Annotated in this window: 12 protein-coding genes; 9 read left to right on the top strand and 3 right to left on the bottom strand. The window is 65.3% G+C overall.

Annotated elements, in window-relative coordinates; genetic code table 11:
* Nucleotides 1-21 precede the first annotated feature (21 nt).
* The 9 genes from P353_RS24235 (at nucleotide 22) to P353_RS29700 (ending at nucleotide 8,365) form a co-directional block, all read left to right on the top strand.
* The gene (locus P353_RS24235; protein WP_003078463.1) at nucleotides 22-801 is read left to right on the top strand and encodes an ABC transporter ATP-binding protein; all 780 of its coding nucleotides are present in this window, start codon (nucleotides 22-24) and stop codon (nucleotides 799-801) included.
* A 30-nt stretch (nucleotides 802-831) separates the two neighbouring features.
* Nucleotides 832-1,593 (top strand): ABC transporter permease, encoded by a 762-nt coding sequence (locus tag P353_RS24230; RefSeq protein ID WP_034375463.1) that lies wholly within the window; start codon nucleotides 832-834, stop codon nucleotides 1,591-1,593.
* 20 nt (nucleotides 1,594-1,613) lie between these two features.
* Complete coding sequence (locus P353_RS24225; RefSeq protein WP_034375460.1) at nucleotides 1,614-2,126, top strand: nucleoside deaminase; 513 nt, start codon at nucleotides 1,614-1,616, stop codon at nucleotides 2,124-2,126.
* Between the two features lie 24 nt (nucleotides 2,127-2,150).
* Nucleotides 2,151-2,948 carry an FAD binding domain-containing protein gene (locus P353_RS24220; RefSeq protein WP_034375457.1) on the top strand — a complete coding sequence of 266 codons (798 nt, stop codon included), beginning with the start codon at nucleotides 2,151-2,153 and terminating at the stop codon, nucleotides 2,946-2,948.
* 6 nt (nucleotides 2,949-2,954) lie between these two features.
* Nucleotides 2,955-5,237: a xanthine dehydrogenase family protein molybdopterin-binding subunit gene (locus tag P353_RS24215; RefSeq protein ID WP_034375454.1), complete on the top strand. Its 2,283-nt coding sequence runs from the start codon at nucleotides 2,955-2,957 to the stop codon at nucleotides 5,235-5,237.
* The gene (locus P353_RS24210; protein WP_034375452.1) at nucleotides 5,234-5,767 is read left to right on the top strand and encodes a (2Fe-2S)-binding protein; all 534 of its coding nucleotides are present in this window, start codon (nucleotides 5,234-5,236) and stop codon (nucleotides 5,765-5,767) included. Before P353_RS24215 ends, P353_RS24210 begins: the two co-directional genes overlap by 4 nt.
* Nucleotides 5,768-5,982: 215 nt before the next feature.
* Nucleotides 5,983-6,939, top strand: coding sequence for a sulfurtransferase (locus P353_RS24205; RefSeq protein ID WP_034375451.1), 957 nt, complete (start codon nucleotides 5,983-5,985; stop codon nucleotides 6,937-6,939).
* 141 nt (nucleotides 6,940-7,080) lie between these two features.
* Nucleotides 7,081-8,178 (top strand): YeeE/YedE thiosulfate transporter family protein, encoded by a 1,098-nt coding sequence (locus tag P353_RS24200; protein WP_034357963.1) that lies wholly within the window; start codon nucleotides 7,081-7,083, stop codon nucleotides 8,176-8,178.
* Nucleotides 8,179-8,191: 13 nt separating this feature from the next.
* Nucleotides 8,192-8,365, top strand: coding sequence for a hypothetical protein (locus P353_RS29700; RefSeq protein WP_196354067.1), 174 nt, complete (start codon nucleotides 8,192-8,194; stop codon nucleotides 8,363-8,365).
* Nucleotides 8,366-8,429: 64 nt separating this feature from the next.
* On the opposite strand, the gene P353_RS24195 is transcribed toward P353_RS29700, so the two are convergent.
* From P353_RS24195 to P353_RS24185, 3 genes are all read right to left on the bottom strand, one after another.
* A complete protein-coding gene (locus P353_RS24195) occupies nucleotides 8,430-9,380 on the bottom strand; it encodes a rhodanese-like domain-containing protein (protein WP_034375447.1) in 951 nt (316 codons plus the stop codon).
* 84 nt (nucleotides 9,381-9,464) lie between these two features.
* Nucleotides 9,465-10,379: an alpha/beta fold hydrolase gene (locus tag P353_RS24190; protein WP_034375445.1), complete on the bottom strand. Its 915-nt coding sequence runs from the start codon at nucleotides 10,377-10,379 to the stop codon at nucleotides 9,465-9,467.
* A gap of 92 nt (nucleotides 10,380-10,471) precedes the next feature.
* A complete protein-coding gene (locus P353_RS24185) occupies nucleotides 10,472-12,610 on the bottom strand; it encodes a D-(-)-3-hydroxybutyrate oligomer hydrolase (protein ID WP_080750670.1) in 2,139 nt (712 codons plus the stop codon).
* Between the last annotated feature and the right edge of the window lie 8 nt (nucleotides 12,611-12,618).

Raw genomic sequence — 12,618 nt, 5'->3', positions numbered from 1 at the left:
TTCTTTCCTTGATCGCCTGCCATGCAATACGTAATCGATCTGAACGCGGTCACCCAGACCTTTGTCTCCAGCGATGGCAGCCCTGTCACGGCCCTGCAGGGCGTGGACCTCCATCTGCGCCGCCACGAATTCGTCTCGCTGATCGGCCCCTCGGGCTGCGGCAAGTCCACCATATTGCGCCTGATTGCGGGCCTGATCCGCCCCAGCAGCGGCGAGGTACGCATCTTCGATCTGCCCGTGACCGAACCACGCGACGAGATCGGCATGGTGTTCCAGAAGCCCACGCTGCTGCCCTGGCTCTCGGTGCTGGACAACATCACCTTTCCCATGCGCCACAAATACGGCCATGTGGAAATGAAGGAAGAGGCCCGCGCCCAGCAGCTGCTGGAGATGATCGGCCTCAGGGACTTCGGCCACAAGCGGCCCCACGAACTCTCGGGCGGCATGCAGCAGCGCGTCGCGATTGCACGCTCCTTGCTGCATGACCCGGACATCCTGCTGATGGACGAGCCCTTTTCGGCGCTGGACGCACTCACACGCGACGAAATGAGCCTGGAGCTGCTGCGCATCTGGAACGAGCGCCCCAAGACCGTGGTCTTTGTGACCCACTCCATCCAGGAGGCCTTGCTGCTATCCGACCGCATCGTGGTCATGAGCGCCCGCCCGGGCCGTGTGGCCGACATCATTGATGTGCCGCTGGCACGCCCGCGCAGCATGGCCACCCTGGCCGATCCCGTGTTCACCGAAATGGCCAACGAGATTCGTCTCCAGGTCTTCAGCAAACACCCCGCACACGCCTGAAGATCCTCCCGCAGCCCCAAGAGGCCCCCTATGTCTGCCCTCCTACAACGCCATGCTTCGCTGCTGGTTTTCCTCGCTGTCCTGCTGTTCTGGGAGTGTGCCTGCCGCCTGGCGCATATCCCCGAGTACATTTTTCCCGCTCCCAGCCAGATCTGGCGCTCTGCTGCCGAGATGGGGCTGCAGCGCTGGCTGGAGCATGTCACGGCCACCTTGCAGGTCGCGCTCATAGGCTATGCGCTGGCGATCGCGCTGGCCATTCCGCTGGCCATCGCCATCACGCGCTCGCAGCTGCTCTCGAAAATCATCATGCCCTGGCTGGTGGTGATCCAGTCCACCCCCATCGTGGCCGTCGCCCCTATCATCGTCGTCACTCTGGGTGCAGGCCTGCTGCCCCGTGTGGTCATCACCACGCTGATTGCCTTTTTCCCGCTGGTGGTTTCCACAGCCCTGGGCCTGGCTTCGGTGCCGGCAGAGCTGGTGGAGCTTTCGCGCTCGCTGCGCGCCACCACCAGCCGCCAGTACTGGCAGATTCGCATGCCGTTTGCCGTGCCCTATGTGTTTTCGGCCCTCAAGGTCTCCATCACGCTGGCCATCGTGGGCGCCGTGGTCGCCGAGTTTGTGGCTGCAGAAAAAGGCCTGGGCTATCTGATTCTGTTTGCCACCTCCTCCTTCAAGGTACCCGTGGCCTTTGCCGCACTGGCCCTGCTGGTGCTGTGCAGCCTGCTGCTCTATGGTGGCGTGCAGCAGCTGCACAAGCGCCTCTTTCCCTGGAGCCACAGCACTCCAGCCTGATCAACACAAGGACCGCCACCATGACAGACCAGAACTTCCCCCCTCAGGGCCTGACGCCCTCTGCCGAACAAATCCAGCGCAATCTGCGTCGCGCGCAGGGCGTGGCCCAGCGCGCCACCGAGATGGGCCACCACCCCTTCGGCGCCGTGCTGGTGGGCCCCGACCAGGAGAGCGTGCTCATGGAACAGTGCAATATCGACACCGTCAACCACGCGGAATCGACCTTGGCGCGCATGGCGGCCACCAATTACACGGCCGAGTTTCTCTGGAGCTGCACGCTCTACACCAATGTGGAGCCTTGCTGCATGTGCGCCGGTACGGCCTACTGGGCCAATATCGGTCGCATCGTGTTCGGCATGACCGAGCACCGCCTGCTGGAATGCACGGGCAGCCATGGCGAGAACCCGACCATGAGCGTCTCTTCGCGCTATGTCTTCGACCATTGCCAGAAGGCCGTGGAGCTGATCGGCCCGGTACCCGAGATGGAGGCCGAGATCGCCGCCCAGCAGCAAGCCTTCTGGGCGCAGCGCTGAGGACCACGCCAGCAGGAGGCTGCCATGCTGCTCACCCACCCCTCGTCACCCCAGGCCGCGCAGGCCCTGGCCCGCAAGCTCGGCAATGCCGCCTGCTTCATCGCCGGGGGCACGCTGCTGCAGCAGTCATGGGCAGAGCCTCACCTGGCGCCGTCGGCCACGCATTTCATCAATGTGATGCACTGGCCCGAGATGCAGCAGATCAGCCTCGGCCCGCAATATCTGCACATCGGTGCAGGCATGCGGCTGGAGGCCGTCCGCCGTCACCCCTGGGTTCAGCAGCACGCGCCCGTGCTCGTCCAGGCCCTGGATCAGCTAGGGGCCATGGGAATACGCCGCCTGGGAACCCTGGGTGGCAATATAGGCTGGGGCGAAGGCGACTGCTGCCCGGTATTGCTGGCCATGGATGCGCAGGTCGAGTTGACGGACGGCAACCTGCAGTCGCTGGCGCAGACGCTCAAGCTCATGGACCGCCCTCTGATGCTGTCGTTCCTGCTGCCGCGCAGCAATGTGATGGAGCCCCGGCCACTGGTGTTCGAGAAGGTCGGCTATCGCGCGGCATTCGCCCCCGCGCGCCTGCGCATGGCCTTGCGCTGGAGCGATGCACAAAAGCGCCTGAACCTGGACCGCATTGCGGCGGCAGCCCCTGGCATAGGCGTGCACCGCCTGCAAGCCACGGAAAAGCTGTTGAGCTATGCGCAGGAGCTGCAGATCCGTCCCTCCCTCGGCGATATACGCACCACCTGCGAGCAAAGCCTGCCTCCCGATCTGGCCAGGATTGCCAGCCGCCTGATTGCCGGACATTGCGGGCTGCTGGCCTGAGCTGCCATGAAATTCCTCACTCCTCATCACATCCGCGAGCTGGGCCTGGAGACTTTGCCGGTCCGGCCCGATGCCAGGGCCAAGCTCGGCGGCAACCCTGGCTTTCTCACCGACCGAATTCGACCGGGCCAGCTGCGAGGAGCGATTCTCGGCAGCCCCCACCCCCATGCGTGCATTCTGAGCATCGACACCAGCGCGGCCAAAGCGCTTGCGGGCGTCCATGCCGTGGTCACCCATGCCGATATCCCGGGCCTCAAGCACTACGGCCTGCGCAAGGCGGATCGGCCCGTGCTCTGCATCGACAAGGTGCGCCATGTGGGCGACCCGGTCGCCGCCGTCGCGGCCGTGGACATGGAGACGGCGCGCCAGGCTCTGGCGCTGATCCGCGTCGAATACGAACTCCTGCCCCCGGTCTGCGACCCGGTCACCGCCCTTGACGGGACAGCGACCGCCGCCCATCCGGTCCATCAGGACGGTAATCTGCTGCATGCCTGCAGCCACCGCCAGGGCGACCTGTCTGCGGCCCAGGCAAGCACCGTGCACCGGGTGCAGGACCACTATGTGACGCCGCGCCAGATGCATGCCTTTCTCGAGACCGAAGGTGGTGTGGCCGAGCCCGATGGCGCGGGCGGCCTGCAGTTGTTCTTCGGCGGCCACAACCCCGCGCGGGAAAAGCAGGTCATCGCCGACATGCTGGGCCTGCCTCACGACAGGGTTCACGCCGTGGCCACGCCCGTGGGCGGCTCCTACGGCGGCAAGGACGAGCTGACGATTCAACCCATCGCGGCCCTGCTGGCCTGGAGGGCCCAGCGCCCCGTGCGCTTGCACCTGACACGTCCGCAATCGGTGGATCTGGGTGTCAAGCGACACCCCATGCAGATCGAAATGCAGACCGGCTGCGATGCACAGGGACGGCTCACCTACCACCAGGTGCAGATAGTGGCCGACACCGGGGCTTATGCCACGCATGGCCCCGAGGTGCTGGATGCCGCGCTCGAGCATGCCCCCGGCCCCTACCGGTATCTGGCTCTGGACCTCGGCGCCAGGCTGGCCTATACGAACAACGGCATCGCCGGTGCATTTCGCGGCTTCGGTGCCGTGCAGGTGCAATTTGCACTCGAGCAGCAGATGGACAGACTGGCTGCGCTGGTCGGTATGACATCTGACTCGTTTCGCGCCCTCAATCTCGCCGCTCCCGAAGCGCCCGGCCCGCTGGGCCAGCAGGTCGTACCGTTTGACGGTGCCCAGCGCGCACTCGATGTCGCCCGCAAGCACGCGCTGTGGCGCGGGCCGCATCGCTGGGCCAGCGGGGACGGCCGCCATCTGCACGGTGTGGGCCTCACGCTGATCCATCGCAGCGACGGCTTTGGCAAGGGTGGGCCCAGCGACTGCCGCATGGAACTGGCCCTGGCTGCCGACGGTGCGATCGAGCTGCGCTGCGGCTTTACCGAGCTGGGGCAGAACCTGATCGGAACCATCCAGAGCCTGGGCGCGCAGCATCTGGGCTGCGCCGCCGATGCCATCCGGCCGGTGCTGGGCGATACCCGGCTGACGCCCGACTCGGGCCCCGTGGCCGCCTCGCGCGCCACCACGCTGGTATGGCGCGCCTTGCACGAGGCAGCCCGACCCTGGCAGCAAGCCTTGCTCCTGGCCGCAGCAAGACTGCTGCCCGATATCCCTCTGTGCTGCGGCGCATGGGGCCTGGAAAGCGCTGCGGGCCTGTGCCTGAGCTACGTCGATCTGGCAAAGGCACTGGGCAAACAAGCGCCCTGTATCCCCATAGACCTGCGCGCAGAGGACCCGGAGGACAACGCGCATGACACCCACTTCGTCTTCGGAGCCTGCGCCGCCATTGCCCAGGTATGTGTCGACACCTGGAGCGGCATGGTCCAGGTACAGCGGCTGGTGATGTGCTCGGCCCTGGGCCCCGTGGCATCGGCCCAGGGCTATCTGGGCCAGATGGAAGGCGGCGCCCTCATGGGCCTGGCCATGTGCACACAGGAGGAGCTGGCCTGCCTGGACGGCCACTATCAGGCGCGCAATCTCGACGGCTATCTGATCCCCACGCTGGCCGATGCCCCTGATATGCAGGTGCTGGCGATCGAGAACCTTCCCGAGGGCGATCCCATAGGCCCGCGCGGAGCCGGCGAGATCAGCGTCAACCTGGCCCTGCCCGCAGTGGCCAATGCCCTGGCCGCCGCACTGCAGCATCCCATCACCCAACTGCCCATGACCCCGGAGCGCGTGATTGCCCTGCTGGAAGCGGGCGCGGAGCCCTCCACACCATGACGACCCACATCCCTGATCACAGCGGCAAGCCACCCACAGCCAGCGCGAAGGAAGCCTCGTCCTTTGTGCTGCAGCTGAATCTGAACGGCCAGCCGGTCAGCGCCAGCTGCAGCCCCGATACCCGGCTGCTGACCTTGCTGCGCGAGCACTGGCACCTCACCGGGGCCAAGCCTGGCTGCGAAGTGGGACGCTGCGGCGCCTGCATGGTATGGCTCAACGGCGAGCCCGTGAACGCCTGCCTGCTGATGGCCTATCAGATCCAGGGCCAGACCGTGCGCACCATCGAGTCCGTGGCACAGGACAGCGCCAGCGAACCCGTGCGCGAGGCTCTGGCGCGCTGCGGCGGCGTGCAATGCGGCTATTGCACCGCCGGCATGGTCATGAGCATGAGCTGGCTGCACCAGCAGCAACCCCGTCCCACGGTCGCCGAGGCCGAGGCCCAGATGTGCGGAAACCTTTGCCGCTGTACGGGCTATGGCGGTATCCGGCGGGCAGTGCAAGAGCTGTTTCCGGTTGGGCAAAGCGCATGATTTTTCAAAATTAATAGCTGCAATCGCTTACTCACAAGCCGATTCGCCCACTTTTAACCATATCTATCAGAAACCACGCTGTTTGTTCGCCGGTTCATGACCCCAGGCAATAAGCAGACAAGTTTTTCTTGGTTGGCCCTGTCGCGGCAAGGCCGGACAATAGAGGCCCTGGGCATAGCCATGCCCCTGACGAATCGGCTTTGCCGACTCCTGCCATGAAAAACTCTCTGACAAGCTATGCGCTGGTTCTGGGCTTGGGCCTGGGCACCAGCGCCTGGGCGCTCGCAGCCCAGCCCCTGCTCAACCCCGAGCAGCTGCAGCCGCTGCTGCAGCAGGCCGATGTCCGCCTCATCGATATCCGCGACCCCAAAGCCTTCGAGGCCGGCCATATTGCCCAGGCCGCCAACGCTCCCTACGGCAAATGGCGCGGCCCGGCCACCAATCCCGGCGAGCTGCCCGACCAGGCCAAGCTGGTGGCGCTGGTGCAGTCGCTGGGCCTGACGCCAGCCACACACGCCATCGTGATCTCCAGCGGTGCCGATGCCACGGACTTTGGTGCCGCGGCGCGTGTGTACTGGACGCTCAAAAGCCTGGGCCTAAAGGAGCTGTCCATCGTCAACGGCGGCATGAAGGCCTGGGAAAGCGCAGGCAAGCCCTTGGGCAAGACCCAGACGCAGATTGCGCCCAGCAGCTACGCTCCGACTTTTGACGCCAACTGGCTGGCCACCCAGCAGGACGTGGGCAGGCATCTCGACCTCTCCAACGCGGCTCTGGTGGACTCACGCCCCGACGCCTTCTATCTGGGCAAGACCCGTGCGCCCGCCGCCAAGCTCTCGGGCACCCTGCCCGGCGCCCAGCAACTGGATTTCAATCAATGGTTTGTGCCCGGTACCTCACAGTTCGTGGATGCCGCCAAGGCCAGGGAAATCGCTGCCAAGGTCCAGCGCCCGCAAGGCCAGGACATGGTTGCCTTCTGCAACACCGGTCACTGGGCGGCCACCGACTGGTTCGGCCTGTCCGAAATGGCGGGCCTGCCCAATGTGAAGCTGTATGCGGGCTCCATGGTGGACTGGACGCAATCCAAGGACGCGCCGCGCATGGCCAACCAGCCGGGCCGCGCCCAGTCTTTGGCCTATGACGCCCAAAAATGGTGGGAAAAAACTTTTAAATGACTCCCCTGAGTCGCTTCGCGCCTTCCCCAAGGGGACAACAACCTCGCTGCAGGGCGGCCTTTGCTCGTTGTCTCTGATCTGGGTGCATGCCCTTTGCGGAAAGTGCGTCGCAGTCCTGACCCATCAATTCCATAAAAACACATGAAACGACTTCCCATAACGGCCTTGCTGGCCGTTTTCTTTGGCTGGCTGCTGTGGTCGGTCTCGGTGCGTCAGGCGGCGCTGTTCGCCGTGGGCATAGGCCTGGGCGCGGTGCTGGCCGGCAAGCGCTTTGGCTTCACCACGGGCTGGCGCATGCTGGTCGAGGAAAAAGACGGCAGCGGCATCTTTGGCCAGTTGCTGCTGCTGGCGCTGGCTGCAGCCCTGGCCATGCCTTTGCTGGGCCATTTCCCCGAGCTGACGGCTGCTCTGGGCCCCCCCAGCATCAGCCTGCTGGTTGGAGCCTTTGTCTTCGGCCTGTGCATGCAGATCGCCGACGGTTGCGGCAGCGGCACCCTCTACAAGGCAGGCATGGGCATCCCCATGAACACGGCCATACTGCCCTTGTTTGCGATCGGCAGCTTTCTGGGCAGTCTGCACCTGGGCTGGTGGCTGGACCTGGGCAATACAGCACCCGTGGGCCTGGTCACGCAATGGGGCTGGGCTCCAGCGCTGATCGCCACGCTGGTCGCGCTGGCCGTGATCGCGGCAGGCGTGGCCCTGTATGTGAAAAAGGCCAATGCCGCCCTGAACCGCCCGGCCAAGCCGCTGCTGGTGCGCAAATGGCTGGTCGGCGCCGTACTGCTGGCCATCCTGGCCACGCTCAATCTGATCATTGCGGGCCAGCCCTGGGGCGTGGTCTACGGCTTTGGTCTGTGGGCCGCCAAGATCGCCAACGCCACGGGCGCCGTCGATCTGGCCAGCAACTGGTTCTGGAGCCAGCCCGGCAATGCGGCACGCCTGCACGAGACCGTACTGCTGGACGTGACCAGCATCACCAATATCGGCATTCTGGGCGGCGCATTGTGGATTGCCGCCGGCAAGCCCGCGGCTGCCAAGGCACTGACAGGCACGCAATGGGTCGTGGCCCTGGTGGCGGGACTGGTGCTCGGCTATAGCTCGCGCCTGGCTTTCGGCTGCAATGTGGGCGCCATGCTCTCGGGCATCTCCACCGGCTCCATCCACGGCTGGATCTGGGTCCCACTGGCATTTGCGGGCACCATTTTCGGCCTGCGCATCCGCCGCCATTTCGGCTTCTGAGCAAGGAACAACCATGACCTCACCAAGCACCTTGCGCACCGTATTCTGGGCCATGCTGCTCGTCTTTCTGGCCTGGGACGTTCATACATCGCCGGCCATTGACCTGCGCTTCGAAGCGCCGCTGATTGCCGCCGGCTCCGGCCAGGCCGCACAGGGCGGGCATTGCTCCATGCCTGCCGGCAAGTAAGCGCCTCGACCCCACCCGACGCCCTGCCCAAGGAATGGTCAGGGCGTTTTCTTTTGGGGCCTGCTCAGGCCTGGGGCTTTTCGAGCTCGAAGCCGGCTGCCTCCCAGGCCGTCAGGCCACCGGACAATGGCCGGACGTTGTGAAATCCCGCACGCTGCAATTGCCTGGCCACGCGCGCGGCGGAGATCTCGTCGGGGCAGTCGCAATACACGACCAGTCCATGCTCATGCCGCTCGCGCGGCAGCAAGTGCTCGTAGGCCGCCCTGCCCTTGCCCTGATGCTCCAGCCAGGAGCTGGCACCGGGGATATGACCCTGACCGAAGAGCAGGGGTTCGCGCACATCGATCACCGTCGGCGTGATGCCCTGGGCATTGAGCCCCGCCAGTTCCTCGACCGACATGCGCGGCATCTTCAGCGAACGCACCACGCGCTGCCTCTGCCACCATTTGCGCGCCACGAAGACCGCGAACGCCACGCACAGCAGCAGCAGCCCCCATTTGCCCAGCGCCGTCAGCACATCGAGCAGATCCTGCACCGTGGAACTGAACAGCGAGCCCAGAAACACCGCCGAGCCCACCCAGATCAGGGCCCCCAGCGTATCGAACAACACAAAGGTACGCAGCGGCGTGCCCACGACACCGGCCAGCGCGCTGGCAATGGAGGCAAAGCCCGGCACAAACTTGGCCACCAGCAAAGACCTGGCTCCCCAGCGACCATAGACGGACTCGGTCTGACGGATGCAGGCATCGGGCGAGAGCGAAATGCGGCAGATACGTCCCAGCACCCTGTGCCCATAGGCTCTGCCTGCCTGGTACCAGAGCACATCGGCAATCAGCGCTGCGGCCACCGCAATCACAGTGAGCCAGCCCAGGCGTGCCAGGCTGCCGCCCTCCAGCGCTCCGGTCACCACCAGCACCGGATAGGCCGGGATGGGTGCGCCCAGCTGCTCCACCAGCACGTTGAGAAAGACAATGCCGAAGCCGTATTCCCGAATCAGATCCACGACAAAACCCATGACCCACGCTCCTTACCCCGACCAGGGTGAGCCACCGATGCTAGCGAGACGCGAACATCCCCAGTGCTGCGAGGTTGTTGCGCTTCAAGCCTGGTGCAGATGGGACAGAACGGCTTTGAAATGCGGGCTCACATTGAGCGCCGGTGCATGGCCGCAGTCCGGCACTTCCAGCCAGGTCAGCAGGCCCTGGGCACCGGGACCGCGCTGCTGCATTTGCTCGGCCACAGGCTTGAGCACCAGATCGGACTGCTCGCCGCGCAGCAACAGCACGGGCAGTTGCAGCGCGTCATAGTGATCCCAGAGCAGATAGTCGTTGTCATGCTCGGTGAACTGCTCGATCATGCGCGGGTCGTAATGCGGGGTGACGCGGCCGTCGTCGCAACGGCGCGTGCTGGTCTCGGTCAGCTTGCGCCACTCGAAATCGCTGAGCCAGCCATAGGGCTTGTAGGCCGCGCGAAAAAAGCCTTCCAGCTCGGCGACGGTGTCGAACACCGGCGGCCGGCCGGCGTAGCTCCTGATGCGGGCCAGCGCAGCCTCGGCCAGCTCGGGCGCATTGTCGTTGAGCGTGAGCGTGAGAATGCGCTGCCTGAGATCCGGCTCGAACAGGCCGGATGCGCAGACCGTGCCTATCGCACCGCCCATGCTGGTGCCCACCCAGTGCACCTGCTGCAGCGCCAGCGCATCCATCAGTTCGTACGCCAGACGGGCATAAAAGCGCAGCTGATACTCCTCGCGCGGATTGCGACTCCACTGGCTCAGGCCGCGCCCCAGCGTATCCGGACAGATGACGCGATAGCCTTGCGCCACAAGAAACTGCGCCAGTGCATCCATGTCGCGGCCCGTGCGTGCCAGGCCATGCCAGGCGATCACCGTGGCCTTGGTCGGGCCTTGCGGCAGCCAATCCAGGTAATGAATCTCGTAGCCAGCGCAGTTCGCATAGCGGGATGCCGGCACGATGGCCGCAGAAGCGCAGTTGTTGGGCATGGCAGGTTTCAGCATCAAAAAGGCCTCTAGCGCATATGTGATAAGCGCTATCAGCTATCAACTTCGGTAGTCGGCCGGCAGCCGTAGCCGCCGGCCGGTCATGCGTATCAGTCCGGCACGCGGATGGCTCCGGCACTGACCTCAATCCTGTCGGCCGCTGCCGGCGTACCGGCAATCAGCGGCAGATTGGCCGGCTGTATGGCCGGTGCCTGACCCGGGTTGCCGCCACGCGGCACGGTGCGCACCACCTGGCTGGGCGGCAGCGCCTTGCCGCTGGCAAGGTGGTCATACATGGCATCGAGCGCGCGGTTCAGGTAGACATGCAGCGGGATGTAGCGCGTGTCGTAACCCGGCAGCACGGTGGGCAGGCCGATGAAGCTGTCGAAGTGCTGGGCATTTGTAACCTCCACATAGCTGAGCTTGCTGGCAGCGCCTTCCACTTTCCGGTTGAGCGCCACATAGGGCCGCGTCGTGTGGTTCACAGGCAGCAGCGCATCCGCACGGCCATGGACGATGATGGCCGGCTTGCCCTGCAGATTGCCGTTGCGTCTTGTCTCGTCGACACCGGCCTGCAGCGCCCTGGCGGCGCCATCGTTGCCGGTGACGAGATTGCGCAGGCACAGCGCACCCGGCGTGTTCCAGTCGGCCACGCCCGAGTTCATCGAGACGGAGAGGAAGTCACGCGCGGCACCGAACTTGCCCTTGTTGTTGATGAGCTGAACGCCGCTCGATGGCGGCACGCCGTTGCCCGTGGAGAACATGCTGGCCAGCGCCTCAGGGGCCAGCGGCGTCACTGCGCCCGCAGCCGTCGCACCGGCATAGCTGTAGCCGCAGAGGTTGTCCTTCACGCTGGCGCGCGAGAGCGAGTTGGCAAAAGTGACAGACACTGCGGGCGCCACCTCAAAGGCGGCCAGCGAGGCATGCAGCTCGCTGGACTCCGGCTCCCAGCCATAGTCGCGCAGCTTCTGCAAAGCTTCTTCGGCCTGCGCCGCCGTGGTCGTGGCGTTCAGCAAACCGGCAGTCCTGAGTGCCGCGCAGCGGTTGGGCGCAATCGGCAGAGCCGTGCTGGCAAAGCCAGCGGCAAACGCAGCCGCATAGGGCGAGCTGCTGACTGATGCCGCCAGCGAGGCGCAGGATTGATAGAGGTTGGCGTAACTCGTGAAGTCCACCAGCGTCTTGCCCACCACAGGCAGTGCCGTGCCGCCGCGCTGCACGGTCACGCCGGGGCTGGCGGGCAATTCCACCGCAGGCTCGGACACGGCTACGCCGTTGATCAACCCCTGCGAGTCCTGCTCGGCGGCGGCAATCGCCGCGCCGCCGCCGTTGGAGATGCTCGAGGCAATGACGATGGTGTTGCTCGGTTTGAGCGTCCGCAGACGTTCGCCCAGAATGTTGCGGTCCCCATAGCGCTCGTTGAGCACGTAGTAGGCGAACTCCACGGCCTGCAGCGTGGTACGGCCCCAGTCCTTCTCTGGGTTCTGGCCCGAATGCGCATGCTTGAAGGCAAAGCGGTTGGGCATGGCCGTGTTGAAGGCGGCCAGTTCGCCAGCCGTGAGTCCCGCATTGAATGCAGCCTGCTTGTCCGCTGCGGCAGCCGTGCTGCGCGTGCCGTCGATCAGCGGCACAGTGTCGTTCATGAGGTCATGTGGCGCGGCGCCGGTTCCCTTGTCGGAATAAGCCACCGCGCAGCCGCGCTTGAGCCCCCATTCACCCGTAGTGATGGCGCCGTACACGCCGCGCGATCCCGAAGCCGTGGCGGTGATGATGCAGGCCTTCCTTGGGTCAAAGCTGGCCGGTACCTGCACCATGAGCGTGACGTTCTTGCGGCCCGTGCCGTCGTCCGAGAATGCGATGTACTCGATGCCTGCAATCCTGCCTTCGCCGGCCGTCACCCGGCCCTGCGCATCCACATTGGGGCCGTAGAGCGTGCCATAGCCACCCGCAGCAGTCATGTCCAGCATGGCGCGGTAATTGGTGTAGATGGCCAGGCGGCGCAACTCGGCCGCCGTGGGTTGGAGCGCAATGGCAAAGCCCGGTGCTGTGGCCGCAGCCAGGCCGCTCTTGCCCATGCCTGCGGTCAGCAGGTCATCGCTGCTGCCGTCATAGCTCTGTTGCCGCACCGTGCCCAGGTAGCCGGGTTTGGCATTGAGTTCGCCTCCGTCGCCGCCCCCGCAGGCGCTCAGCACGGCAGCCGCCAGCACCGCTAGGGCTGAGGGCGGTAAGGCAATCGCATAGGTCTTCGGCATGGGCTTTG

Origin of the sequence: Comamonas testosteroni (genome assembly GCF_000761245.1) — a bacterium.
Classification (GTDB): Bacteria; Pseudomonadota; Gammaproteobacteria; order Burkholderiales; family Burkholderiaceae_C; genus Comamonas; species Comamonas testosteroni_C.
The sequence above is the reverse complement of the archived record's forward strand: the minus strand, read 5'-3'. Positions and strand labels throughout refer to the sequence as shown.

Excerpts from the sequence above, each read along its gene's own strand:
- P353_RS24210 (WP_034375452.1), top strand. The coding sequence starts at position 5,234 with ATGACGACCCACATCCCTGATCACAGCGGCAAGCCACCCACAGCCAGC.
- P353_RS24205 (WP_034375451.1), top strand. The coding sequence starts at position 5,983 with ATGAAAAACTCTCTGACAAGCTATGCGCTGGTTCTGGGCTTGGGCCTG.
- P353_RS24225 (WP_034375460.1), top strand. The coding sequence starts at position 1,614 with ATGACAGACCAGAACTTCCCCCCTCAGGGCCTGACGCCCTCTGCCGAA.
- P353_RS24200 (WP_034357963.1), top strand. The coding sequence starts at position 7,081 with ATGAAACGACTTCCCATAACGGCCTTGCTGGCCGTTTTCTTTGGCTGG.
- P353_RS29700 (WP_196354067.1), top strand. The coding sequence starts at position 8,192 with ATGACCTCACCAAGCACCTTGCGCACCGTATTCTGGGCCATGCTGCTC.
- P353_RS24235 (WP_003078463.1), top strand. The coding sequence starts at position 22 with ATGCAATACGTAATCGATCTGAACGCGGTCACCCAGACCTTTGTCTCC.
- P353_RS24185 (WP_080750670.1), bottom strand. The coding sequence starts at position 12,610 with ATGCCGAAGACCTATGCGATTGCCTTACCGCCCTCAGCCCTAGCGGTG.
- P353_RS24215 (WP_034375454.1), top strand. The coding sequence starts at position 2,955 with ATGAAATTCCTCACTCCTCATCACATCCGCGAGCTGGGCCTGGAGACT.
- P353_RS24220 (WP_034375457.1), top strand. The coding sequence starts at position 2,151 with ATGCTGCTCACCCACCCCTCGTCACCCCAGGCCGCGCAGGCCCTGGCC.
- P353_RS24190 (WP_034375445.1), bottom strand. The coding sequence starts at position 10,379 with ATGCTGAAACCTGCCATGCCCAACAACTGCGCTTCTGCGGCCATCGTG.
- P353_RS24195 (WP_034375447.1), bottom strand. The coding sequence starts at position 9,380 with ATGGGTTTTGTCGTGGATCTGATTCGGGAATACGGCTTCGGCATTGTC.
- P353_RS24230 (WP_034375463.1), top strand. The coding sequence starts at position 832 with ATGTCTGCCCTCCTACAACGCCATGCTTCGCTGCTGGTTTTCCTCGCT.